Annotated in this window: 20 protein-coding genes and 1 pseudogene; 12 read left to right on the top strand and 9 right to left on the bottom strand. The window is 61.5% G+C overall.

Annotated features, from left to right (window positions below):
• The first annotated feature begins 10 nt into the window (after positions 1 to 10).
• On the top strand, positions 11 to 1,942 hold the full coding sequence (locus ASD02_RS18715) for a DUF5054 domain-containing protein (protein WP_057220692.1): 1,932 nt from the start codon (positions 11 to 13) through the stop codon (positions 1,940 to 1,942).
• A gap of 75 nt (positions 1,943 to 2,017) precedes the next feature.
• Here the strand turns inward: ASD02_RS18715 and ASD02_RS18710 are convergent, their stop codons facing one another.
• Both ASD02_RS18710 and ASD02_RS18705 read right to left on the bottom strand, forming a co-directional pair.
• Positions 2,018 to 3,466 (bottom strand): MFS transporter, encoded by a 1,449-nt coding sequence (locus tag ASD02_RS18710; protein ID WP_057220691.1) that lies wholly within the window; start codon positions 3,464 to 3,466, stop codon positions 2,018 to 2,020.
• Positions 3,467 to 4,031: 565 nt separating this feature from the next.
• The gene (locus tag ASD02_RS18705) at positions 4,032 to 4,631 is read right to left on the bottom strand and encodes a GNAT family N-acetyltransferase (RefSeq protein WP_156407978.1); all 600 of its coding nucleotides are present in this window, start codon (positions 4,629 to 4,631) and stop codon (positions 4,032 to 4,034) included.
• 326 nt (positions 4,632 to 4,957) lie between these two features.
• Here ASD02_RS18705 and ASD02_RS18700 point away from each other — a divergent pair, with 326 nt between their 5' ends.
• A complete protein-coding gene (locus ASD02_RS18700) occupies positions 4,958 to 5,206 on the top strand; it encodes a hypothetical protein (protein WP_057214537.1) in 249 nt (82 codons plus the stop codon).
• Between the two features lie 691 nt (positions 5,207 to 5,897).
• On the opposite strand, the gene ASD02_RS18695 is transcribed toward ASD02_RS18700, so the two are convergent.
• The 6 genes from ASD02_RS18695 to ASD02_RS18670 all read right to left on the bottom strand — a co-directional run bounded on the left by ASD02_RS18695 (position 5,898) and on the right by ASD02_RS18670 (position 12,684).
• Positions 5,898 to 6,236, bottom strand: coding sequence for a hypothetical protein (locus ASD02_RS18695; protein WP_057214531.1), 339 nt, complete (start codon positions 6,234 to 6,236; stop codon positions 5,898 to 5,900).
• Between the two features lie 13 nt (positions 6,237 to 6,249).
• Positions 6,250 to 6,810 (bottom strand): hypothetical protein, encoded by a 561-nt coding sequence (locus ASD02_RS18690; RefSeq protein ID WP_057214528.1) that lies wholly within the window; start codon positions 6,808 to 6,810, stop codon positions 6,250 to 6,252.
• A 4-nt stretch (positions 6,811 to 6,814) separates the two neighbouring features.
• Positions 6,815 to 9,175 carry a SpoIIE family protein phosphatase gene (locus ASD02_RS18685; RefSeq protein ID WP_057214525.1) on the bottom strand — a complete coding sequence of 787 codons (2,361 nt, stop codon included), beginning with the start codon at positions 9,173 to 9,175 and terminating at the stop codon, positions 6,815 to 6,817.
• Entirely contained in the window at positions 9,172 to 10,347 is a 1,176-nt protein-coding gene (locus ASD02_RS18680; RefSeq protein WP_057214523.1) for a class I SAM-dependent methyltransferase, read from the bottom strand. Before ASD02_RS18680 ends, ASD02_RS18685 begins: the two co-directional genes overlap by 4 nt.
• Positions 10,344 to 10,862 (bottom strand): hypothetical protein, encoded by a 519-nt coding sequence (locus ASD02_RS18675; protein WP_057214670.1) that lies wholly within the window; start codon positions 10,860 to 10,862, stop codon positions 10,344 to 10,346. The genes ASD02_RS18680 and ASD02_RS18675 overlap by 4 nt, the downstream gene beginning before the upstream one ends.
• Positions 10,863 to 11,004: 142 nt before the next feature.
• The gene (locus ASD02_RS18670; protein WP_057214520.1) at positions 11,005 to 12,684 is read right to left on the bottom strand and encodes an EAL domain-containing protein; all 1,680 of its coding nucleotides are present in this window, start codon (positions 12,682 to 12,684) and stop codon (positions 11,005 to 11,007) included.
• A 771-nt stretch (positions 12,685 to 13,455) separates the two neighbouring features.
• Between ASD02_RS18670 and ASD02_RS18665 the strand changes: the two genes are divergently transcribed.
• The 8 genes from ASD02_RS18665 (at position 13,456) to ASD02_RS18630 (ending at position 20,722) form a co-directional block, all read left to right on the top strand.
• A complete protein-coding gene (locus ASD02_RS18665) occupies positions 13,456 to 14,229 on the top strand; it encodes an amino acid ABC transporter ATP-binding protein (RefSeq protein WP_057214666.1) in 774 nt (257 codons plus the stop codon).
• Positions 14,226 to 14,870 carry an amino acid ABC transporter permease gene (locus ASD02_RS18660; protein ID WP_025428310.1) on the top strand — a complete coding sequence of 215 codons (645 nt, stop codon included), beginning with the start codon at positions 14,226 to 14,228 and terminating at the stop codon, positions 14,868 to 14,870. Before ASD02_RS18665 ends, ASD02_RS18660 begins: the two co-directional genes overlap by 4 nt.
• Complete coding sequence (locus tag ASD02_RS18655; protein WP_025428311.1) at positions 14,870 to 15,532, top strand: amino acid ABC transporter permease; 663 nt, start codon at positions 14,870 to 14,872, stop codon at positions 15,530 to 15,532. The genes ASD02_RS18660 and ASD02_RS18655 overlap by 1 nt, the downstream gene beginning before the upstream one ends.
• Positions 15,533 to 15,559: 27 nt before the next feature.
• The gene (locus ASD02_RS18650; RefSeq protein WP_057207345.1) at positions 15,560 to 16,399 is read left to right on the top strand and encodes a transporter substrate-binding domain-containing protein; all 840 of its coding nucleotides are present in this window, start codon (positions 15,560 to 15,562) and stop codon (positions 16,397 to 16,399) included.
• Between the two features lie 102 nt (positions 16,400 to 16,501).
• Complete coding sequence (locus ASD02_RS18645) at positions 16,502 to 17,236, top strand: aspartate/glutamate racemase family protein (RefSeq protein WP_057214663.1); 735 nt, start codon at positions 16,502 to 16,504, stop codon at positions 17,234 to 17,236.
• A 43-nt stretch (positions 17,237 to 17,279) separates the two neighbouring features.
• Positions 17,280 to 18,419: an aldo/keto reductase gene (locus ASD02_RS18640; protein ID WP_057214518.1), complete on the top strand. Its 1,140-nt coding sequence runs from the start codon at positions 17,280 to 17,282 to the stop codon at positions 18,417 to 18,419.
• Between the two features lie 50 nt (positions 18,420 to 18,469).
• Complete coding sequence (purU, locus tag ASD02_RS18635) at positions 18,470 to 19,360, top strand: formyltetrahydrofolate deformylase (protein ID WP_025428315.1); 891 nt, start codon at positions 18,470 to 18,472, stop codon at positions 19,358 to 19,360.
• 78 nt (positions 19,361 to 19,438) lie between these two features.
• Positions 19,439 to 20,722 carry an FAD-binding oxidoreductase gene (locus ASD02_RS18630; protein WP_025428316.1) on the top strand — a complete coding sequence of 428 codons (1,284 nt, stop codon included), beginning with the start codon at positions 19,439 to 19,441 and terminating at the stop codon, positions 20,720 to 20,722.
• On the opposite strand, the gene ASD02_RS18625 is transcribed toward ASD02_RS18630, so the two are convergent.
• Positions 20,719 to 21,654 carry a LysR substrate-binding domain-containing protein gene (locus ASD02_RS18625; RefSeq protein WP_025428317.1) on the bottom strand — a complete coding sequence of 312 codons (936 nt, stop codon included), beginning with the start codon at positions 21,652 to 21,654 and terminating at the stop codon, positions 20,719 to 20,721. The genes ASD02_RS18630 and ASD02_RS18625 overlap by 4 nt on opposite strands.
• Positions 21,655 to 21,749: 95 nt before the next feature.
• Between ASD02_RS18625 and ASD02_RS18620 the strand changes: the two genes are divergently transcribed.
• Both ASD02_RS18620 and ASD02_RS18615 read left to right on the top strand, forming a co-directional pair.
• Positions 21,750 to 24,191 (top strand): FAD-dependent oxidoreductase, encoded by a 2,442-nt coding sequence (locus ASD02_RS18620; RefSeq protein WP_057214516.1) that lies wholly within the window; start codon positions 21,750 to 21,752, stop codon positions 24,189 to 24,191.
• A gap of 42 nt (positions 24,192 to 24,233) precedes the next feature.
• Positions 24,234 to 24,428 (top strand): annotated as a pseudogene (locus tag ASD02_RS18615) (hypothetical protein); the annotation flags it as partial.

Below are 24,428 nucleotides of genomic sequence, written 5' to 3'. Positions count from 1 at the left end.
ATGGAAGAACATGACAGAAAAACGCGTGCATCTGGTCTTCAAGACCCATCTCGACATTGGCTTCACCGATCACGCGGAAAAGGTGCGTCGCCAGTACCACGACCGGTTCATTCCGCAGGCGATCGAGACGGCCGAGCATTTTTATGCCGAGGATCCGCGAGATCCGAAGTTCGTCTGGACGACCGGTGCCTGGCTGATCTGGGATCACCTGACGTCGCGCTCGGCCGCGGAGGTGAAGAAGCTCGAGCGGGCAATCGATCTCGGACTGATCCGCTGGCATGGCCTGCCGTTCACCACACATACGGAGTTGATGTCGCCGGAGCTCTTTCGCGCCGGCCTTTCCTATTCACAGGAACTCGACCGGAGGTTCGGCAAGAAGACGACTGCGGCCAAGATGACGGACGTGCCGGGGCATACGCTCGGCATGGTGCCGCTGCTGGCCGAAGCCGGCATTCGCTTCCTGCATCTCGGCGTCAACACCGCGTCGCCGCCGCCTGAAACACCTGACATCTTTCGCTGGCGTGCGCCCGGCGGCGCAGAAATCGTCGTCATGTATCAGCGATCCTATGGGGAGACTTATTTCCCCGAAGGTTTTGCCGACGGCCTGAGCTTTGCCCATACAAGCGACAATATCGGTCCGCAAAGCGTGCCGCAGACCGCCGAGGTCTATCGCGACATGCGTCGCGAGCATCCCGATGCAACGGTCCGCGCCGCAACACTCGAGGACTATGGCGGGTTGATCTGGGATGCGCGGGAAGCCTTTCCCGTCGTCGAGCACGAGCTTGGCGACAGCTGGATCCACGGCAGCGCCTCCGATCCGGTAAAGACCGCCCGTTTCCTGGCGCTTCAACGGCTTTACGACCGGTTCGGAGCCGAAGGCCTGACCGCCAGCCGCCTGGCTTTCGGGCAGAAGCTGACGATGGCGGCCGAACATACCTGCGGCGTCGATATCAAATCCTATCTGCGCGACGACACGGCCTGGTCCCGGCCCGACTTTGAGGCCGCCCGCAAGACCGACCACCGCTTTGCCTATACGGAAGCCTCCTGGCGCGAACAGCGCGCCTATCTTGATGACGCTCGCTCAGTGCTCGACGGCCCGGACGCAGCGGCAGCCGATGCCGCCTTGGCCGAATTGACCGTACCGGCCCTGATAGCCAGAGGAGACAGACGGACCAGTCTCGCCTGTGGCAGCTGGTCGATCGAGCTCGAGCCTTCGACCGGAGACATTCTTTCGCTGACCGCCCCGTCCGGGAGGTCCCTGGCTGGCCGGTCAGGTTCGCTGATCGCCTATCGCTACGAGAGCTACGACGCTACCGACGTCAACAGGCACATGGACACCTATCTGACTCATCGCCAGGAATGGGCGATCCTCGATCACGACAAGCCGGGTCTTGCCCGGTCCGGCGCGGCTCTCTCCCGTGTCTTTACACCGACCTTTCAGGCAGCGGACGCATCCGGCCTGCTTCTGTCCATGCCTGAGCAGGCGGTTGCCGGTTACGGGGCGCCGCGCCATATCGCTCTCGCCTTCTCAGGCGAAGACGACACGCTCGAACTTCACCTGACCTTGCACGCAAAAAGCGCCAACCGCATGCCGGAGGCGAGCTTTCTCTCCTTTATGCCAGCAGGGGATGTCGCGTGGAGCCTGCGAAAGATGGGGCTCTGGCACAAATCCGGCAACGTCGCTGACGGTGGCGGCGCGCAACTTCAGGCGGTCACCGGCGTTCGCGGCGATCTTGCTTCGGGTGGTTCGTTGTCGATCGAGCCGCTCGACACGCCCCTGGTCGCGCCCGAGGCTTGGGACTTCATGACGTTCTGCAAGACATTGCCGGACTTCAGCGAAGGCGTTCGTTTCAACATTCACAACAACAAGTGGGGAACGAACTTTCCGATGTGGTGGGAGGGCGATTTTTCCGCCCGCTTCCGGCTGCGACTGGACGACTGAATGCGAAGCCGACGGGCGGCGATTGAGATGAGAGCGCCGCTGTCGTCGGGCATTCGACGCTAACCGTTCGAATGCCTATGTCGTGCGAGGCCGGGCTGCATGCCCGGAAACTTCGGCGCCCGCCTCCCGAGGCAGGCCCAGAAAACGCAAGCTCGAGACAATGCCGATCGACGCAACCACCAGAAACGCCCAGCGGAAGTCCGCAACGGCTGCCGTTTCGCCGCCGCGAAGGGCTTGCGACAGATTGAGAACGGCGGCGGCAACCGCAACGCCCAGAAGCACGGCCACCTGCTGGAGCATGCTCGACAGGGTTGACGCCGAGCTGCGCTGGCTCGCGTTGATATCGGCAAAGCCAAGGGTATTGAGCGCGGTAAACTGCATTGAGCGGAAGAGCCCGGCAGCAAACAGCAGCAGAAGCGTCAGCAGTTGTGGCGTATCCGTTGAAAGCATCGCGCAGGCGCCGATCGCCAGTGAGGCGAGCAGGCCATTGCCGACGAGTATGGTGCGGAAGCCGAAGCGGCGCAGCAACGGCGTGGTCGCCGTTTTCATCGCGAGATTTCCGGCGAAGTAGGTGAGCACATAGATGCCGGTCTGGATCGGGGCGAGGCCGAACCCGACCTGGAAGAGTAGCGGAATCAGAAAGGGCGTCGCATTGATCGCGACCCGGCAGGCGGTGCCGGCCGACAGCGTCGACATCGCAAAGGTCTGAACCTTCAAGGCGGAGAGATTAAGCAGCGGATTGGCGATCGCCTTGAAGTGCCGTGTCGCCATGACCCCGATGGCAGCACCCGTTGCCAGCAACAGGACGATCGCCAACGCGTTGGCCGTGCCGTGGACGAAGGCTTCGAGCCCGGCCAACACCAGAGTGAGGCTGGTCGACGACAACACGAAGCCCTTGACGTCGAGGCGGCGTATCGCTTCCTCGCGCTGATCCGGAACGAAACGAAGCACCAGCGCCAGGCCGATCAGTCCGATCGGGATGTTGATCAGAAAATTCCAGTGCCAGCTGAACCAGGTGGTGATGACGCTGCCGAGAAGCGGGCCCACGACCGGGGCAATCAGTGCCGGCCAGGTGATGAGCGCGATCGCGCTGACAAGCTCCGACTTGCGGGCGTTCTTCAACACGATGATCCGGCCGACCGGCGTCATCAACGCGCCGCCGATGCCCTGCACCGCGCGTGCAGCGATGAACTGGCCGAGGCTTCCCGACAATCCACAAAAGAGCGACGCGAGGGTAAAAATGGCGATCGCGACGAGGAAGACGTTGCGCGCCCCGAAGCGATCGCCGAGCCAGCCGGAGAGCGGAATGAAGGCCGCCATCGTCAGCATATAGACGGTGATGCCGATGCTCATGGCGACGGGCTGCACGCCGAAGGAAGCCGCCATCTGCGGCAACGAGGTAATGACGATCGTCCCGTCGAGCATCTGCATGAAGAAGGCGATGGCGACGACGAGTGCGACGATGCGGGAATTGAAGCTGGCGGATGCGTCGGAAGCGTCCGTGCCGGAGGGGATCGTCGTCATCTGATCAGCGCCGGCCTGTGTTGCGAACAAGGATTCGGATAACCGACGAGAAGGAAGGGGAGCGCTCGATTGTAGTGGAATACGACATCATAGGGGCGATTCAGAGCTGATCACGGTTTCGCCGATCCACGGCTTTAAATGCGGATCGCGGTGATAGAAGGGCGGGCCACTCTACCGGTTGGCGCCAACGCCCTATATGCCTCGTCCGACGAGTGGATGTCGATGCATTTGTCGCAATCAATGCAGTCTTTGAAACACTTTACCTCGGTCATGAACTTCTCCGCGTCCATAGCGACGCAAGGACCGACCATCGCGCCCGGCGGGAAGGCCTATGCTGGTCTCGCACCAGCCGCAATCGTTCTCATAACGTATCGACCATGAAATCGAGATCCGGTCGGATTCGAAACTGTTTGCAAGTTGGCCGCCACGAGACTTCCGCTCATGTCACGTGAAAGTCGACAGCAACCAGCTGAAACCCGAGACGCGCAGCGATCCGTTGAGATGCGGCGTTGCTCCATGCGGTACTGTAGAACGGCGTTGGAGCGCGCCCGCGGACCTCCCGTGCTCATCCCGCCACGACGTCGAGCGCATAGCCATTACCGCGAAAATCCGGATGCGTTTCGACACCGGCGCAATGCACGGTGTCTGATATGCGAACGCTGCAGCAGAGCGACACGGCCTTGCCATCCACAACCTTCGCGAAAAACGGTTGCCTGTGCGGCACATCAGGCAGCCAATCCTGAAAATGTGCACGAAGCAGTTCGGCATCGGCCTCCGTAATGCGCACCGGTTCTGTGATCGGGGAACCAACGTCAACGGCCGCGTAAGCTGGGCCGGACCAGATCTTTTCGACCGGATCGTGCCGTTTCAACAGATCGAGATACCGGTCATGCAGGGCAGGCAAGCGGTCGAATGCCGTTTCGGACTTTTCCTCGCGGCACAATTGTCCGAGGTCATCGACAAGCCCATCCGGAAGATCGGCACGGCAGCGATAGATGGCTCCCTGACGCGTTCGCATGAGGTGAAATCGCGGCGGTGGGCGGGCGTCCCATTCGTTGGTCGAACGAAGCCTGCCATTGTCGTCGATGCGGTAGAGGGTATCGATACGGGCTTCAAGAAGGCGGAGATGGATATCGGTGTCGGGCAGCATGAGACGACTGTGCACATCTCCGACGAGCGGTGCAATCGCTCCCGGCAGAGATCGTCGTGGCGCAGCTGTCGGATGGCGCCTGACTGATCGACACAATGATTGTGTCAACCAGAAATGACGATCGTGCACGCCCCTGTGGGGCGCTCCGCATCAGGTCTGTTGGAATGCGGTGCGGTCGCCAAGCACCTCTCTGCCAGTTCTATGTTCGACGCACTCCGGAATAACAATTTCGAGGCCTCCTGCCGCCTGCGAGACGCTCCGGCCTCTGGAAAATTTCGCGAACGATTCCAATATCTGAAAGGTCATCTCAACCTGCTTTGATATTGGAGGATCAGAGTCAGATGGATCGGTATTTCCTCGACCTGGCAATCGATGAAGATCAACTGAAAATGCTCCAGCGCGTGTTTCGACACGCCTGTTCCAGCAATGAACTGGCGCCGGATAGTGAAGAGGCGGATACGCTTGGGGCGTCACTCATTCAGATCTACCAGCGAGGCGTTCGCAGCGAGCTTGCGCTCATGCAGATGCTTGGCGGCGACGATCGGCGCGTGAGCGTGAACGATCGGGATCGGCCTCGAGCCGGTGTTTGAATAGGGCTGGCTAACTACTGCATGTTTCCATAAATCCTATTCGATTTAAGGATAGAAACATGCGGCCATTCAAAGTGCTACAGCGACCGTTGCGCGTCTCATAAGACGCGCGGCGCTGTAGCGAGGCAGTGCCGCTTCGCGGCAAAGGTAGGCAGGCGCCCGATATCTTGGCCGTCGGCAGACCGCTTTCGCCGGCGCGGTAAGCCCGTGCCGCCATCTGCAATAGAAGATGTCGTCCGGCAAACGACACGGCTTGTGGGCTGCCGCGGTCAGTTTGCAGCGAAGCAGTAAAAGAGGCCGTCGCCGCCCGTTCCCTTGAAGGCCTCCTGGGTGCAGCCACCGCGGGTCGCATGCGAGGCGTTCCAGGACAGGGGCAGCCTGGATCGGAGTAAAATCGAAATCGTGTGATCCGTCCGCCGACAAGCGTCGTCGCGATCTCCATTCGACGTCCCGGACAAACAGGACATTCTTGTCGGTCCACCCTTTCCGTCGGCTCCGGTTTGCCGACGCCGAAGAAAATGTGTGAAGGGAGAGGCCGGTTTCGGCAGAAAAGGCATTGTCGCCTACATTTGCTGCGTGTTTTTATCCATAAATCGAAAGGGATTTAAGGAAACATGCAGTAGGTCAAGCCGGGCATGTGCCCGGCTGACCGCAGGCAGCCTGTGCAAGAGACAGGCTGGAAAATCTCGGCTCAGTTCAGCCTGAGGTCGATGCCGGGATGGAGCTTCTTCAGATTGGGTAGGGACTTCGACTGCCACGGAATCTCGGAGGTTCCGCGCACGGTCAATTGCACGTTCGGACGGTTGCGAGCCTCGATCGTCAGTTTTGCGAGCAGATTGATCCCCGACGAGTTCAGGAACTGCAACTCGGTCAGGTCGATCGTCATGCGCTCAGGCTCGGCCTCAAGCACGCCCATGGCAAGGGAGAAGATCGGGGCATAGGCCTCCGTACCGGGAAGCCGCATGGTTCCCTCGAAGTGTATGTCATTGCCCTCGGACCAAATGCGGTAGTCCTCGTCCTTGATTTCCATGTTCACCTGCTTGTCAGTTCGAGATATCGGGGACGGGGATCGAGGCATAGGTCTCGAGCGCGATGCCGCCGCCGTCGCCGTTGGGTCCAAAAACCCAAGCGAAACGGACGCCATAATCGCTCATTAGTGTTAATAGACCAAGACCAGATCCACTCTTGCCGGTGCCGATTGCGTTGGCTTCGATGCGTTCGATCAGAAGTTCGCCCGGATCACCCGTCGTGATCTCGGAAAGCAGATCCTGGAAGCGGGCTGCAGTCTCACCATCGACGAAGTTCGACACCTTGGCGCGAAAGTTGCTGTCGTCGATCGAGGCCTCGACCATTATGCCGCCTGTGGCACGGAACTTGATCGCGTTTTCGACCAGCTCGTTTGTCAGATAGCCGATATTGTGGCGAACTTCCTTGTAGGCGTTACGTGAGGTGCGGTAGCGCATGGCGATCAGCTCGGCGACGAAATCCGAGGCGATGGCGCAATGTTTCCAGCTTAGATTGAGCTGGCCGTCATAGAGGCGCAGTCTCGTCACGCTTTCGTTGGAACCCCTGGTCAGGTCCGCCGGTCCGTACAAAGTCGTCATCTGCTCACCTGTGTCTCATGACCACGAGGGTAATGTCGTCGTGTATTTTCTGCTTGCCGATATGCGCCATCAAGTCGTCGATGATACCTGATTTCGCATCTTCGGCGCTGCGTCCGTAGAATTGCCGCGCACTGTCGCAAAGCCGCTCGATGCCGAACAATTCGCCTGCCGCGTTTTCTGCCTCGGTCACACCATCTGTGTGCAGGATGATCATGTCGCCGCGGGCAAATGCGACCTCGCGCGTGGCGACGAAACGCGAGATATCCGACTCCAGACCGATCGGCAGGCCCAGATCCAGCGTATCGATGCGCTCCACCTCTTCGCTGTTGCGAACGACGATCAGCTCCTCATGCTGCCCGGAAAGCGTCAGGCGGGCACCATCATAATCGAGGAATGCGAGGGAAAGATGCTTGTCGGTGTTGGTGCGCACGATGTTCTTGTAGATCGCCCGGTTCAGGCGGTTCAGGAACTGATTGGGATCCATGTCGCCGGCTTCCTGCAAGGCACGGGCGACAGACTGGACCATCAGCATCAATACGCCGCTTTCAAGGCCGTGGCCGGTCACGTCGCCGATGCCGATCTTCAACCGTGCGCCATCGCGCAGGACATCGTAATAGTCGCCACCCACTTCGTCGGCGGGGCGCATATAGGCGGCAATGTCGAGTTCTGCGATCTCGTCAAGCTCGCCAGCTTTCGGCAGCACCATCATCTGGATTTGCCGGGCGACCGCCAACTCGGCGCCCAGGCGCAGGTTCTCACTGCGCAACTGCGTATTCAGGGCGGAGATCTGCTGATTGGCCTCCTCGATCTGCTTCGTGCGCTCTTCGACGAGATGCTCGAGGTTCTCGGTGTGGAAGCTGATCTCTTCGGCCATCCGGTTGAAGGCCGTGCCGGCCTCGCCGACTTCGTCGCGCGTCGAGATCGGCACCCGGACCGAGTAGTCCTTCGCCTGGATGCGTTTGGCGGCGCCGGCAAGCGCACTGATGCCGGCGGTCACGCGCTTGGAGATGCCGAACACCGCCGCCGTCACGAAGAGCAAGGACGCAAGCAGCGCCAGGATCTGATAGACGAGAATGCGGTTGGTCGCCTGCGAAATACCTGTCTGGGCGGCAAACAGCGACGCATAGATTTCCCGCTCGGGAACCACGATGCCGAGCGACATCGTCTCCATGCGCACCGGGCCGGACATCCAGAAATTCTCCGGCAGCAGCTGCTTCAGGAGAACGAGATAAGGCACTTTCTCGCCGGCCTCGTCGAGCATGACGCGCTGGATCACGCCGTCCTGCCCGAGCGGTAGCTGCGCAATGGCCTGCTGAGCACTCTTGCGCAGCGAGCGGTCGGCACCGGTCACACCTTGTGTGCCGGTATCGCTTGAGGTCTGCAGCCCGATCGTCTTTTCGCCGGCAGGGTTGATGGCGAGCACGTTGCCGTCGGACATCGCCAGGAAGCCAAAACCGCTTTCGGCGACCTTGACGTTCTGCACGACCTCGGCCAATTGGTCGAGCGTGATGTCGGCGCCGGCAGCACCTGCCACGGCCTTTCGGTCGCGCGTCCAGAGCGGCTGGAAGAAACTGACGATCAGTTTCCCCGTGGCGGCATCCGTATAAGGCGCCGTTTGCGTGGTATCGGCTGCAACGGGCCTGAGGCTCGGATCCTTCGCCCATCCCTCCCAGGACTCGTAGAGGCCCGGGAAGAAGAAGTTCCAGAAGTTGGCCTCATTGTGACCGGGGTAGAGACGGTCGAACGTCTGCGCCTGATCGGCATAGGGCGCCATCCGCAAGATCGGCCGCTCCTTTGGTCCGACGTAGTACATCTGCAGTTTGGAGCGGCCGTGCGCAAGCAGGGCCGGAGCAACCAGATCGAGAACGGCGCTGTTCTCGATATCGGTCTGCACCTCGGGTAGCGGCTGGTGGTCGGGGCCAAGGAGATAGCTCCAAACGCTGACGCTCGAGAGCGGTCCCGGAAGGTTCTGCGCCCACCCACCTTTGGGATCGTAAGCCACGGTAACGGATTCCGGTGCGTGCCGCGCCAGTGCCTCTCCGACGTCGGAGCGGCGCACGGGGCGGTCGATCTGCGCCTGGAGCACGCCCGCGAGCGTGGCGACGTCGGCGTGAACCTGGCCGAGCAGAAGATCAACCCGCGCGGCCGTCGATTCCGCGTAGGTGAGCATGTAATCTTCGTTTGCCTTTTGCAGGCCCTGCCCGACCTCCGTCGTCGCGTCGCGCGACAATCTTTGAACGTTCCAGAGCGCCAGGCCGCCTGTTACCAGGAGGTCGAAGAGCACGGCGCTGCCGACGACCAGCACGAACTTGGCGCGAAAGGATCTCAAACCGAACCGGGAACGTTGGACATTGCTTTCGCTCATAGTGGTTTGCGCCCGGACGCTGCCCAGATCGGCCAGCCTGCATAGCCCTTCGGATGCAGTGCCGCGAAGATGTGATCCCGGAAGCCCTGGCGAAAACGGTCGATGAATTCGGGTGCTTCGCCGTGTCTCGCCGCCATTGCCGCAAACATCTTCTCCCAGCCGGCGATGACGTCGGCGAAATCCTGTGGGTCACCGTCCAGATTGGTGACCATGAAGGATTCGACCAGGATGTCGTCGAAGCCCGCGTCGGCGAGATAGCGGCGGCTCTTTGGCCCTAGTTCCACATCCATCTCGAAATGGCTCAAAAGCCTCGCGAGCTCATTGTAGGTCCATTGGATGCTTTGCGCCCGTGGCTCGCCGAGGCAGTGCGAGTTCTTCTCGTTGGTGATGTAGACGCGGCCGCCCGGCTTCACGATCCGATAGAACTCCTTGAGAAGCAGCTCCGGCTGATTGAAGATCTGCAGCGAATGCCGGCAGGTCACGAAGTCGAACTGGTTGTCCTCGAGTAGCATCTCCGACGCGTCGCCGTAGGTATATTCGATACCCGCCACGCCGAACTCCGCCGCCACCTTGCGGGCATAGGCGAGGCTCGGCTTCGAGTGGTCGAGGGCGACGATCCGCGCCGGCTGAAACTCCTTCTGCGCGAGCACGGCGAAATCGCCGATGCCGCAGCAGATGTCGGCCATCGCGATGCCCGGCCGCATGCCGTGGCGCGGCAGGATGGTGCGCTCGTGGCGCCAGGTCATTTTCGTCTGCGCGCGGAGGATGGGAATGAAGCTCGTATCCTCGACGAAACTTTGACCGGGATAGAATGTCGAATCGTACACTTCCACCGTGATATGCGGCTCGATCGCGCTCAGATGCCCGAACATGCGCGTGGTCCAGCCGACGACGCTCGACGTTACGATCACCATGCGCAAGTCGGCGCGTGCGCGGCACGCATCGAGGGCAACCCGCACGAAGGCGTGGAAGGCGGTGTTGTTCATCTGGATCAGGCGTTTCACGTCGATGTAGAGCATGCCGCGCACGTCGTCGATCGCCTGCTTGAGCATTGCGATGCTATCGGCGATCTCGTCGATCGATCGCGGCCGGATGACGCCGGCGAGCGAAAACACCTGGCTGTTGGCGTCGAACGCTACCTTGAAGTTGGGGGAAGGGCCTGCGACGCTCAACTCACCAGCCCTTCCAGCGGGAGGTCTACGATCAGTGTCACTGCAGGCGACGTGTTTTCCTCGATGCGGATGCTTGCGTCGAAATTGATGGCAAGATCAAGAAGGATGGATTCGCGGCTGGGCGCCATGTCGGTCGAGATGGCATCGAGATAACGGGAATGTGCATCGCTGCGATCGATCTTCGACACGGCCTCGTGGTAGAACGGAATCTGTCCGGGCGGGCAGGGAAACGTGATCTGAACCCGTTCCGTCGGCCCGTTTCGATAGATCGCGAGGCCGATTTGACCGCTGGACGAGCCGCCGCGGAAGGAAACTTCGAGCAGTTCGTTGAGCGCCGACGAAAAGAAGTTCGAATGCCGTACCGGATCAGCCCTGTTGTGGCTGATCATGCGGGCCAGATAGGTAGAGAGATGGTCGCAATGCTGCCACTCTGAAAGAAATGTACCCATCTCCATTTCGAACTGGAGCAAGGGCTCGAAAACTGCTTCAGCTGGAACACTGTTACCGACGTTCATGCTTGCTTTGTCCTCCATCTGCGGAACTTTGCTACGGCCCACAGGCACTTTCCAGGCTGAATTATTAGGCACACAAACCGGTGAGAGCGGTCAGGCGGCCCTTGCGCCGGTGGCCGACTCGACAGCGTAGCCCCCCGCTGTCTTATGATATTTCCATCGTCGACGATTGGCGCAAGTAACTGTCGATTGTATTGGGCGGCATTGGAACACCAAGGAAATAGCCCTGCAATCGATCGCAGCCTTCGTGGTCCAGCCATAGGGCCTGCGCCCGCGTTTCGACGCCTTCCGCGGTCACTGACATTCCCAGCCCGTGCGCGAGCGCGATTATCGAGCGCACGATCACCTGACTCTTCTCGTCGTTCTCCAGATCCTTGATGAAATAGCGGTCGATCTTGATCGTGTCGAACGGGAAGTTCTTGAGATAGCTCAGCGACGAATAGTAGGTGCCGAAATCGTCGAGCGAGATCTGAATGCCGAGGACGTTCAGCGTATTGAGCGTGTCGAGATTGTTGGTCGTCTTCTCAAGAAGAACCGATTCAGTGACTTCGAGTTCGAGCCGGTCCGCCCGCAATCCGACCATATCCAGCGTCTGCGACACGCGATCGGTGAAGCCGTCGTGCAGGAACTGCGCCGGAGACAGGTTGACGGCTACAGTAAAATGCGACGGCCATTTGGTCGCTTCGCGGCAGGCCTGCTCAAGCACCCACTGGCCGATATCGCTCATCAGCCCATCGGCTTCGGCCATCGGCACGAAGACATTGGGCGGAATGATGCCCACCAAAGGATGACGCCACCGCACCAGCGCCTCGAAACCGACTATGGTGAAAGGCGGCTTCACCAGAGGCTGATACTCGATGGAGAACTGGTTTTCCTGAAGCGCGGTGCGTAGGCTCCGGCGCAGCATTTCCCGTTGTTCCAGCACGATCAACATTGAACGGCTGAAGGTTTTGGCGCGGCCGCGGCCTTCTTTCTTGGCCGCATAAAGGGCGATATCCGCGGCCTTCATCAGTTGCTCGCCCTCGTTGCCGTCGGGGGGCGCGATCGCAATGCCAATACTTGCACCGACGAAAGCCGAAATCCCGTCGATGGTGAAAGGCTCCTTGAAGGCGTTGACCACAGCATTAGCCAGTCGCTCGGCTTCCGCGGGCTGATCGGCGTCGCGCTGAATGATCGCGAATTCGTCTCCGGCAAGCCGGTATGCGACCTCGCCCTCGCGCAGCACGCCGCGGATGCGTTCGGCTGCCATCCTCAGCACCGCATCGCCGGCACCGTGTCCGAGCGTATCGTTGATCGGCTTGAAGTCGTCGAGGTCGATCTGCATCAACGCCGGCTTCTTTTCATGAACCGCCGGCAACACGCTTCGCAGATCATCGCTGAACTGACGCCGGTTGGGCAAGCCAGTCAGGGCATCGTGCGTCGCCTGGTGAAGCAGCAGCGCGCGCTCGTTCTCGCCCTGGCTCGCGGCTTCCCGCCGGACCGATGCCCCGTCCGTCTCGATGACGCCGATGCCTTGTCCGGCGCGAAAGACGAGCAGTGTCCGCCGTGATCGATTGGACCCATCGATGATTTCGATGCTGCGTGGAACGCCATTGGCAAGAACCGACTCGGCCATTGCCTTCGAGGCCGGTTCCAACAATTCGGGGTAGACGTGCCAGAGCGTTGCATCGACCAGTTCAGCCGCCTCGTAGCTTCGCTGAAGTGCGACCGAGGCCCCGACGAGATGAAGAGCCTCATTATAAAGCGAGATGACCTCGTCGGTATTGCCAAGGACGGTATCGTCCACGGAAGATGCAGCAGACAACGTCGCGTCAGTGCCTGACATTCTAGCCTTTCCCTTTCCGTCGCGGTTTTGACTGAACCGCCTGCGACCATCGATATGTTCGAGACGCCGGTGCTCGAAATACACGGTCGTGCTCTATTTCAGTCGATCCTCAGCAAAGCTATCGCGAAACGTGTCGCGGTCAATGCTGCTCGCTTATGGTGCGACCGGACGCTGAAGCTCCGTGGGCCGAACCGAGTGTCAAGCACAAGGATCTTCTCTGTTCGGTTGCAATTCTGTAACTCTTTCTATCACTTGCGGATAATGCAGGCAATTTTCGTGCGACTCGATAAGCATAGCGATATCTAGCGACTGATGGCTCTACTCATCGGTCATGGCTAAAATAGTGTTATCTTGCCAACAGCGCCGGTCGTCAGCATTAACCATTTTTGGTTGAACCGGCAGGGCGTTCCAATGGCTTTGCGCATCATGCAAGCGCCTGGCAGCTCTCACGTTCGATCGGTTTCCCAGCACGACAGTGAAACGATCCCACCAACGGCATAACCTCAGGTTATGCTGCTCTGCAATTTTTGTCGTCTGCCGACCAGACGTCGAATCGTTATGGTGATCCACAAGAAAAGAACGGGAACGACTGTCGTTCGCCCCGTGGCGCACGGCAAACATCAAATACATTCAGCGAACAGGACGCGGCTTGCCCGGCGCAGGGTCGATCCGTGCCCGCAATGGAGCGAAATCGTCATGGATGGCGCTGTCTTGCACTTGGGGAGTGGCAAACTGACAATGACCAAGGACGATGCTCTGGCCGCCAAAGGGATGCCTTCCGCAAAAGGCCGGGCGCGAAAGCCGCTTATCAAGCTCGACAAGTTGAGCAAACACTACGGCAATCACACGGTGCTCGATGGCATCGACCTTGAGGTGATGCCGGGAGAGGTGCTGGCGATCATCGGCCCGAGCGGCTCCGGCAAGAGCACGCTGCTGCGCTGCATCAACTATCTCGAGCCACCGGATGGCGGCCATGTCACTATCGGCGACATCTCGCTCAACGCGGCCGCACCCGCCGGGCGATCGGAGCTTTCGACCTTGCGCCGCAGCGTCGGCATGGTCTTCCAGTCCTTCAACCTCTTTCCGCACATGACGGTGTTGCGAAATGTCAGCCTGGCGCAGGAGCGCGTTCTCGGACGCAGCCGCAGAAACGCCGACGAACGATCGATGCAATTGCTGAAGCGTGTCGGCCTGGCCGACAAGGCTGAGCAGTATCCCGGCCGCTGTTCCGGCGGCCAGCAGCAGCGCATCGCCATTGCGAGAGCGCTCGCGCTCGACCCTGAAGTCATGCTCTTCGACGAGCCGACCTCTGCGCTCGATCCCGAACTCGGCCTCGAAGTCCTCGCTGTCATGAGGGAACTGGCAGAAACCGGCATGACGATGATCGTCGTCACTCACGAAATGAGCTTTGCCGAGAATGTTTCCGACACGGTGATGATCATGGCCGATGGCAAGATCATCGAGAAGGGGCCGTCGGCAGACGTCATGCGCAATCCGCAGCAGGAGCGCACCAAGCGCTTCCTTCGGGCGGTGCACGACCGATGAGCACGGCCGACGTCTTCGCCATATTGCGCGGGCTCCCCTGGACGGTCGCCCTGACGCTCGGCGCGTTCTTGGCCGGCGCCGTGCTTGGGATGCCGCTGGTGGCGGCCAGGCAGAGCCGCATCCTGCCGCTGCGGATCGTGGCGATGGTGCTCATCCAGATCGTGCGCGGCATTCCGCCGATCCTCTGGCTGTTCATCATCTTCTTCGGCCTGGGAATGAGCGTCTTCCCGATCAGCCCGTTCAACGCGGCGCTGGCCGGGCTCGGCTTGATCGCGGCTGCCAACATGGCGGAAATCTACCGCGGCGCGCTGGCCTCGATACACTTCGGCCAATGGGAGGCGTCGTCGGCGCTGAACCTTGGCCGCTGGTCCACGCTGACCGACGTCGTCGCCCCGCAGGCCTTCCGCGTCGCTCTGCCTTCGGCGGCGAGCTACCTGATCGGCCTGATGAAAGAGACGGCCGTGGCTTCGACCATTGGCGTCAGCGAACTTGCCTTCCAGGGCAACCAGCTGTCGCAACTGACATTCCGCGGTCTCGAAGTCTTCGCTCTGGTCGGCATGTTCTACATCCTTTTGAGCCTGCCGGTCGCCTGGCTGTCGCGCGTCGCCGACAGCTATCTGCAAGCAAAGGTGGCCCGCTGATGTTGCCGAGCTACGAAGAACTCTCCGCCTGGCTCCCCGATCTCCTGTCGGGTCTGTCGATCAGCCTGCAGGTCACGGTGCTCAGCCTCTTGATCGGCATTCCGTTCGGGCTGCTGCTTGCACTTGGCGTGCTCGCCAAGAGCCGGTTGACAAAGATACTGGCTCTGTTCCTGGTCGAGGTCGGCCGCGGCGCGCCGGCGCTGGTGCTGCTGCAGTTCATCTATTTCGGCCTGCCGACATCGGGCCTGACGCTCGGGTCCTTCACCGCGGCCGTCATCGCGCTTGCCTGGAACACCGGCGCCTATACCAGCGAGATCATTCGCGCCAGCCTGCAGTCGATCCCGCATGGCCAGCGCGAGGCGGCCGTCGCAATTGGTCTCAATCGACTGGATGCCTTGCGCTACGTCCTGCTGCCGCAGGGCTTGCGCGTCGCGCTTCCGGCGCTGCTCGCCTTCTCGATCCTGATCTTCCAGGGCACGTCGCTGTGCTTCACCATCGCGCTGCCGGAACTCGTCAGCCGCGCCTATGAAATCGGCTCGAACACCTTCCGTTATTTCCCGGCGCTGCTAGCCGCCGGCGTTCTCTACGCCTCGATCTCCATCCCCGCCGCTCTCCTCGTCAGTCATGTCGAAAAGCGCGCCGGCTCCTACGCGCAACGCTGAACCAACACCACGAAAGGGCATTCAGGCATGACCACATTTGCGACCAAAACCCGCCTTCTGCTGACCGGCATCGCCGGCCTCCTCGTATCGAGCCAGGTGGCGCTTGCGCAGGATTGCACCCCGAAACACACCTTCGCCACCATCGAAGAGGGTACGCTCACGGTTGCCGTCACAACCTATGTGCCGCATTCCTACCTGGACGACAGCGGCAACATGAAGGGCATCGACGGCGATATCGCTGCGGAATTTGCCAAGCGCGAATGCCTGAAGGTGAAGGCGGTCGCCGTCGATCCGGCCGCCGCCATCCAGTACGTGCTTTCGGGTCAGGCCGATATCGCCACCGGCGACTGGTACCGCACGGCCGAGCGCGCCAAGGTCATGAACCTCTCGGCGCCGCTCTACACCGATCAGATGGCAATCTATTCCAAGAACGGCTTCGCGGATGTCGGCGACCTTGAAGACAAACAGGTCGGCACAGTGCAGGGCTATCTCTGGGTCACCGACCTGAAGACCATGCTCGGTTCCAAGCTGAGGCTCTATCCGAATTCGGTCAACATGCAGCAGGACCTGTTCTCCGGCCGCATCGACGTGGCGGTGGACGGCTATTCGACCGGCGTCGTCGCTGAAAAGAACGGTGCGCTCAAGGACGTCAAGGTCAAGGTCGCTGCCTCCGACGACCGGGTGAGGGCGACCAAGGAAGCCGCACAGGCCGCGTTCCCTTATTCCTTCAACGCCAAGGAACTGGGTGTCGCGCTGGATGCCGGGATCGAGGCGATGCATGCGGATGGCACCATCGTCGGCATCCTGAAATCCTACGGCCTTGACGGTACGGCGGCCGAGACCGGCGCGCCGCGCCTGGTCCAGTAATATAGTTGCCAGCCGCAACAGGTTGCGGGAGCCGCTAGGCTCCCGTCCCCCCTCCCGGCAGGGATGCCGATTAGCGAACAATTTGATATCGGAGACAAGACGATGACTGTCTACACAGTCACGCGGAAGACGCAGTCGTGGTACGGGGAGCAGATCGGCATCCTCATCCTCGATGCTGCGTACCCCTGCGTGCCCGGCAATGTCGGCAACGCCACCACCTATGACTTTCCGGTCCGCTTCCAGGAGGTGCGCGGCGCCTCGATCGACCGGCTGCTCAACCAGCGCGATCCCGCACTTCGCGACGTCTTCATCGAAGCGGCCGTCGAATTGCAGAACCGCGGCGTCAAGGCGATCACCGGCGCCTGCGGTTTCATGGCCTATTTCCAGGAAGAGGTCGCAGCCGCGGTCGATATTCCGGTGTTTCTGTCGAGCCTGATGCAGATCCCGTTCATGCATGCGGCGGCCGGCGGCAGCGTCGGCATCATCACGGCCAATGCTAGCCGACTGACGCCGCGCCACTTCGAGGCGAGCAACGTGCCAGGGCATATCCCTCTTGCGGTTGCGGGCATGGAAGGGCAGACGGAATTCCGCGAAGCCATTCTTGAGGAGAAAGGCACGCTCGACAGCGCTCAGATCGAGCGGGAAGTGACCGAGGTTGCCCGCAAACTCGTCGAGGATAACCCGGATGTTCGCTCCATTCTGCTCGAATGCAGCGATCTGCCGCCCTATGCTCATGCGGTGCAGACGGCGACCGGTCGACCGGTCTTCGACTTCATAACCATGATTAACCACGTCCAGCAAAGCGTCGCCCGCCGGAGCCATCACGGCCACATGTGATCGCAGCCAGCGGCAAAGACGTGCGATAAACCAGGAACCACTGATGTCCATGGACCACTATTACCTTCTCGGGCGCTCGGGCTTGCGGGTCAGCCGGCTCGCGCTCGGAACGATGACCTTCGGCGATGGCGGCATTCGGGGTATCGGCGGTTCGTGGGGATCGGACGAGGATGCCGCGCGCGCGATCTTCAACCGTTACCTCGAGATCGGCGGCAACTTCATCGACACGGCCGATTCTTACGCGGCTGGTGTCAGCGAGGAACTGATCGGCAAGTTCGTCGCCGAGGCCGGCATTCGCGACCGGGTGGTGATTTCCACCAAGTTTTCCAACAGCCTAGAGCCCGGCAATCCGAATGCCGGCGGCAACGGCCGCAAGAACCTGATGCGCGCCGTCGACGCCTCGCTGCGGCGGCTGAAAACGGACTACATCGACCTCTATCTGCTGCACACCTGGGATCGGATCACACCGGCCGAAGAGGTCATGCGGACATTCGACGATCTCGTGCGCGCGGGCAAGATCCGCTACGCCGGGCTTTCCGACGTGCCGGGCTGGTATGCGGCACGCGCCCAGACCTGGGCGGAGGCGCATGCGCTGACGCCGCCGATCTGCCTGCAGCTACCGTATTCGCTGGCCGAACGCAGCATCGAGAACGAATTCGTGCCGCTCGCCCAGACGCTTGGCCTCGGCATCACCGCCTGGAGTCCACTCGCCATGGGCTTGCTCTCCGGCAAATACCGGGCCGGCCAGCAGGCCGCAGGGCGGCTTTCGCTCGACGCCTCCGGCAGCGGGCTCGGGCTCTTTACCGAACGCAATAGGCGCATTGTCGCTGCGCTCGAAGCGGTTGCCGGCGAGGTCGGCCGCAGCATGGCGCAAATCGCCCTGAACTGGGTGGTGACGCAGCCCGGCGTCGGTGCTGCCATCATCGGCGCAAGCCGGATCGAGCAGCTCGACGACAATCTGGCTGCACTGGATTTTTCGATTCCCGTCGAGTTGCGCCGGCAGTTGCAGGCGGCAAGTGCGGTTGAACCCGTCTACCCTTATTCGCTGTTTGCCGACGATTACCAGGCCGGCATTCTCAATGCCGGCGTCGCGGTCGGCGACAAGCCGCGCGGGTATTACAGCGAGACCTTTCTGCCCAGGGTCACCGACTACGTCTTTGGCCAGTCGAAATCCAAGAGCTGAGCCGCAACGGCGCGCCATTCCGGCCACCGTTATCACGAAAGGAAAGAGGCATGACCGTGATGCCCGCAAACCTGACATCAACAGGCACCGCTGCCTCATTCGTCCTGACGCTCGCCTGCGACGACCAGCCCGGCATCGTTGCCGCGGTGACGACCGAGCTTGCGGCGATCGGCGGCAACATCGTCGAAAGCAATCAGTTCCGCGACGTCGAGACCAACTGCTTCTTCATGCGCATTGCCTTTACCGGTCCGTTGGGCATGTCGCGAGACGGTGTCGAGCGGGCGCTGAAACCGGCGATCGATCGCTTCGGCATGAGGGCCACGGTTGCCGACGCGACACGGCGGCCGAAGATCATCGTGATGGTCTCGAGGTTCGATCATGCGATGCTGCATCTGCTCTACCAGATCCGCGTCGGCTGGCTGAATGCCGAGGTGGTCGCCATCGTCTCCAATCATGACGACAGCGCAAGGACCTCCGAGCTCGGAGGTATCCCCTATCACCACTGGAAAGTGACGAAGGACAACAAGGCCGAACAGGAGCAGCGGCTGATCGATCTGGCGCGTGAGACGGAGGCCGACCTCGTTATCCTCGCCCGCTACATGCAGGTCCTTACGGACAACCTGTCGAACCGGCTCTACGGCAGGATCATCAATATCCACCATTCGTTCCTGCCGTCCTTCAAGGGCGCCAAGCCCTATCACCAGGCCCATGCGCGCGGCGTCAAGCTGATCGGGGCGACCGCGCATTATGTCACGCCCGACCTCGACGAGGGCCCGATCATCGAGCAGGAGACGGAGCGGGTCAGCCATTCGATGAGTGCCGAGGATTTTGTCGCCACCGGCCGCGATATCGAAAGCCGGGTTCTCGCCCGGGCGGTGAAGATGCACCTGGAAAACCGCGTCATGCTCAACGGCCACAGGACGGTGGTCTTTACACAGTGATGGCGGCGTTATCATTGTCATGATTGATGGAAGTTGCGGGAAAAGACGAGCGACACCCCCGCACGAAGGACCTGAACGATGCTGAATGATCCCCGCTCCCATGGGCTTTGGGAAAAGACCGCCCCGCCGCCGCCGGTCACCGGCCCGCTTGCCGCTGACGCATTCGCCGATGTGGTCGTCGTCGGCGGCGGCTTCACCGGCATTTCGGCTGCCCTGCATCTGGCGGAAGCCGGCCGCAGCGTCATCCTGCTCGAGGGGGCGGAGATCGGCTTTGGCGGTGCGGGCCGAAATGTCGGTCTGATCAATGCCGGCATGTGGGTGATGCCTGACGATCTACCAGGCGAGCTCGGCGATGTGCATGGAGAGCGGCTGCTGGATCTGCTCGGCAACGGGCCGCGCGTCGTGATCGACCTGATCGACAAGCACGCGATCGCCTGCGAACTCGAACGCAACGGCACGCTGCACTGTGCCGTCGGCGATGCCGGCCTGAGGGAGATCAAGGACCGTGCGTCGCAATGGCAAAAGCGCGGCGCGCCGGTCGAACTTCTCGATGCGGCCGAGACCGCCGCAAGGATCGGCACGACCGCCTATGCCGGCGCCCTGCTCGACAGACGGGCGGGCACCTTGCAGCCGCTCGCCTATGTGCGCGGCCTGGCGCATGCGGCCCAGCGCGCCGGCGTTGTCCTGCACACTTCGAGCCGGGTCGTCTCGACGGAGCGGATCGGCAGTGGCTGGAAGGTGGTGACCGACAGGGCGTCCGTGACGGCGGACTGGATCATCGTCGCGACTGATGCCTATAGCACCGGCCCATGGGAACGGGTGCGGACCGAGCAGGTGTATCTGCCCTATTTCAATCTTGCGACGCGGCCGCTCGCACCCGACTTGCTCTCGAGTATTCTGCCCAACCGCGAAGGCGTTTGGGACACCAAGGAAATCCTTTCGTCCTTCCGCATGGACAAGGCGGGCAGGCTGGTGTTCGGCAGCGTCGGTGCCTTGCGCAACGGCGGTGCGGCCGTCCACAAGGCCTGGGCCCGCCGCTCGCTTGCCCGGCTTTTCCCGCAATTGGGCAAGGTCGATTTCGAGTGCGAATGGTACGGCCAGATCGGCATGACCACCAATGCATTGCCACGGTTCCACCGCTTTGCGCCGAATGTCGTCGGCTTTTCCGGCTATAACGGTCGTGGCATCGCGCCGGGAACGGTGTTCGGCCGGGTGCTGGCGCGTCACATCCTGGGCGAGATCACCGAGGCGGAGCTGCCGCTGCCGCTCAGCGACCCGAGCGATCCGCCGATGCGGCGTCTGAAGGAAGTCTATTACGAGGCAGGAGCCCAGGTCGCCCACTTCGTCGGCGAGCGGTTCTAACCAACCTCGTCGGCGAAAATGTCGGCGTCGGCATTCTGCTCCATCAGCCAGTCGCGAAAGATCTCGGTGCCCCGCTTCGGCGGGCGCTGGGAAGGCATGACGATATGGATGCTCTGGCCAGAGTGATAGCTCGCCCGGATCGGGCAGACGAGCTTGCCCGCCTTCAGGTGGTCGTGCACCAGATGCTTCCAGCCGAGCGCGACGCCTTGCCCGTGCACGGCTGCCTCGATCGAATTGAGTGCATCGGTGAAGACGAAATCCTGCGTCAGCTTGGCGGCCGAGACTTCATTGCGCTCGAGATATTCCCGCCAACCGACGCGTGAGCGATGTCGCTCCTCGAAATGCAGCAGCGTGTGGTTGAGCAGGTCGGCTGGGGTTTCGATCGGCCCATGCTCTCTCAGATAGGCGGGGCTGCACACCGGCCAGACTTCCTCGGTGACGAAATGCCAGGCGTGAATACCCGGCCATTTGCCCACGCCAAGCCGGGCAGAAAGATCGATATCCTCCTCCAAGAGGTCCTGGTCGTCGCGGCTGCTTTCGGCAATGCGCAAGGCGATATCAGGATGCTGCGCCTTGAAGGCCTTCAGCCTGGGAAGAAGCCACAATTGCACGAAGGATGCGGAGAACGAGACGCGCACGATATCACGCGAGTGCTTTTGCCTCAGCGACGAGATCACCATGTGCAGATGGTCGAACGCTTCCTGGGTTTCCTTGTAGAGCCGTTTGCCCTCGGCCGTCAGCTCCAGTCGGGCGTGCTCGCGGCGGAAGAGTTTCAGGCCGGTCGCCTCTTCCAAGAGCCGGATCGTCTTGCTGACGGCCGGCTGGCTGACATTCAGCTCTTCCGCAGCACCGGTAAAGCTCTGCCGCCGGGCGGCGGCCTCAAAGACGAAGAGATAGTTGGCGGAGGGGACGAGCGAGCGGAGTCTATGCATAAACTGAGGTTATGCCCCCGGATAGTTTTTAGCAAGATTACAAGCGCTCCCGCCGTTTGTAAGTTGCTGAAAATTCCACATAAGGGAACCTCTTTATGCAAACTCATGCTCGAGCCGTGGTCATCGGTGGCGGTTGCGTCGGCGCAGCCATTCTCTACGGTCTGACGAAGCGCGGCTGGACCGATGTCGCGCTGCTCGAACGCACGCAGCTGACAGCCGGCTCGACCTGGCACGCCGCCGGCCTCATTCCGTCCTATGCCCGCAGCATCAATATCGGCCGCATGATCGCCAAGACCATCGAGATCTACGAGGGCCTCGAAGCCGAAACCGGCCAGCATGTCGGTTGGCACAAATGCGGCCAGTTGCGCATCGCCAATACCCGCGACCGTTTCGACGAGTACAAGAGCTACATGAGCGTTGCCGAGGTTCAGGGCATTCGCGCCGAACTCGTCTCACCGGCGGAAGCCTGCGAACTCTGGCCGCTGCTTGAGAACAACAAGGAGATGCTCGGCGCGCTCTATCATCCTGATGACGGTCACATCGCGCCGGCCGACGTCACCCAGGCGATGGCCAAGGGCGCGCGCGATCGCGGCGCCAAGATCTATCTAAACACCGAGGTGCGCGGCTTCGAGCGCATGCCGAGCGGCGAATGGAAGATCAAGACCAACCAGGGCGAGATCATCTGCGAACATATCATTTCGGCGACGGGCAACTATGCGCGCCAGACCGGCGCGATGCTCGGGCTCGAAATCCCAGCGATCCCGATCGTCCACCAATACTGGATCACCGATGCCGTCCCTGAAGTGATCGAGCGCAAGCGCCAGGGCCTGCCGGAGATGCCGATCCTGCGCGACGAGGGGTTCGAGGGCTACCTGCGCGAGGAGGGCGACGGCCTGATGTTCGGTCCCTACGAGAAGACAGAGCATCTGAAGCTGTTTGCCGAAAACGGCGTGCCGGAATGGTTCGGCGCCGACCTGCTGGAAGAGGATTTCGATTCGGTCGCCTGGAACTGGGAGCGGGCAATGGACCTCGTGCCGGCGCTCGGTCGCGTCGGCATCAAGGCCAATGTCCGCGGTCCCTTCCAAATGACTGCCGACGAACTGCCGCTGGTGGGGCCGGCCTGGGGGCTCGACAATGTCTGGATCGCCGAAGGCGTGCCCGGCGGCATCCTCTGGGGTGGCGCGATCGGTTACTATCTCTCCGAGCGTATCGTCGAAGGCGGCAACAGCCTCGATACCTCCGAGCTCGACCCGCGCCGCTTCGGCGACTACGCCAACAAGAATTGGACGCGCGAAAAGGTGCGCGAAGCCTGGGGCACCCATGCCGAACAGCACTATCCCGGTCAGGACATGCCGGCCGCCCGGCCGCAGAAGACTGCACCTTCCTATGATCGGTTGACCGAGAAGGGCGCCGTCTGGAGTGTACTCAACGGCTGGGAAATGCCGAACTGGTTCGCTCCTGAGGGCGTAGAAGCCAAGGATCAGTACAGCTGGCGCTGGACCGAGAAGGGCAAATATGTCGGCGAGGAGGTTCACGCCGTCAGAAATGCCGTCGGCCTCGTCGAAATGACGCCGATGACGAAGTTCGAAGTGAGTGGCCCCGGCGCCGAAGCCTGGCTTGACGGCATCCTTGCCAACCGTTTGCCGAAGACCGGCCGCGTCAACCTCAGCCATCATCTGACCCCGAAGGGTGGTGTCCAGGCGGAATATGTCGTCGCCCGGCTGAAAGACGGCTCGTTCTACCTGATTTCGACGCCGCGAGCCGAGCGCTGGAATTTCGACGATCTGTCGAAGCTTCTGCCTAGGGATGGCAGCGTCCAGCTTCGCAATGTCACCAACGATCGCGGCTGCTTCACCATCGTTGGCCCGAAGGCGCGCGACGTGCTGCAATCGCTGACCGAGATCGATCTCTCCAACGAGGCGTTCCCATGGTTCGGGGTGCAATCGGGCACGGTGGGGCTCGCCAGCGACGTCCGCCTGCTGCGCGTCAACTACGAGGGCGAACTCGGCTGGGAACTCTATCATCCGCTCTGCTACCAGCGACACCTGCTCGATGCGCTGCTAGCCGCCGGTAAGGCCCATGGCCTGAGGCTGATCGGACTGCAGGCGCTGGAATCGCTGCGTCTCGAAAAGTCCTACCGGGCGATGTATCGCGACATGAACCCGGAACTCAGCGCCTGGGAAAGCAGCCTCGATCGCTTCGTGCGCCTCGACAAGGGCGAGTTCATCGGCCGCGACGCTCTGGCAAAGGCAAAGGAAGAGGGCATTGCCCGTCGTTCCTTCACCATCGCGATCGACACCGATGGCGCAAGCTCGCTGATTTATGAGGGCGTCTACCACCAGGGCAAGCTGGTCGGGCGCATCACCTCGGGCGGTTATGCCTACACGCTCGGCCACGACGTCGCCTTCGCATTACTGCCGGTCGAGCTTGGCGTTCCGGGGAGGGAGCTCGAAGTCCCGATCCTCGGCGAGCGGCGCAAGGCCCGCGTCATCGCGGAATCGCCCTATGATCCCGAAGCTAAGCGCGGGCGGATGTAACCACCGTCAGCAGACAACGAAAATTGCCGGAAAGGGTTGGCCATGAAAATACTTGTGACGGTTAAGCGGGTGGTTGACTACAACGTCAAGATCCGGGTGAAGGCTGACGGCTCGGGTGTCGAGCTTGCCAACGTGAAGATGTCGATGAACCCGTTCGACGAGATCTCGGTGGAAGAAGCGCTGCGGCTGAAGGAAGCCGGCAAGGCCGACGAGGTCGTGGTCGTCTCGGTCGGTCCG

The organism is Ensifer sp. Root1252 (genome assembly GCF_001425885.1).
Lineage (GTDB): Bacteria > Pseudomonadota > Alphaproteobacteria > Rhizobiales > Rhizobiaceae > Ensifer > Ensifer canadensis.
Note: the sequence above shows the minus strand (reverse complement) of the source record. Positions and strands in the feature narration are given on the sequence as shown.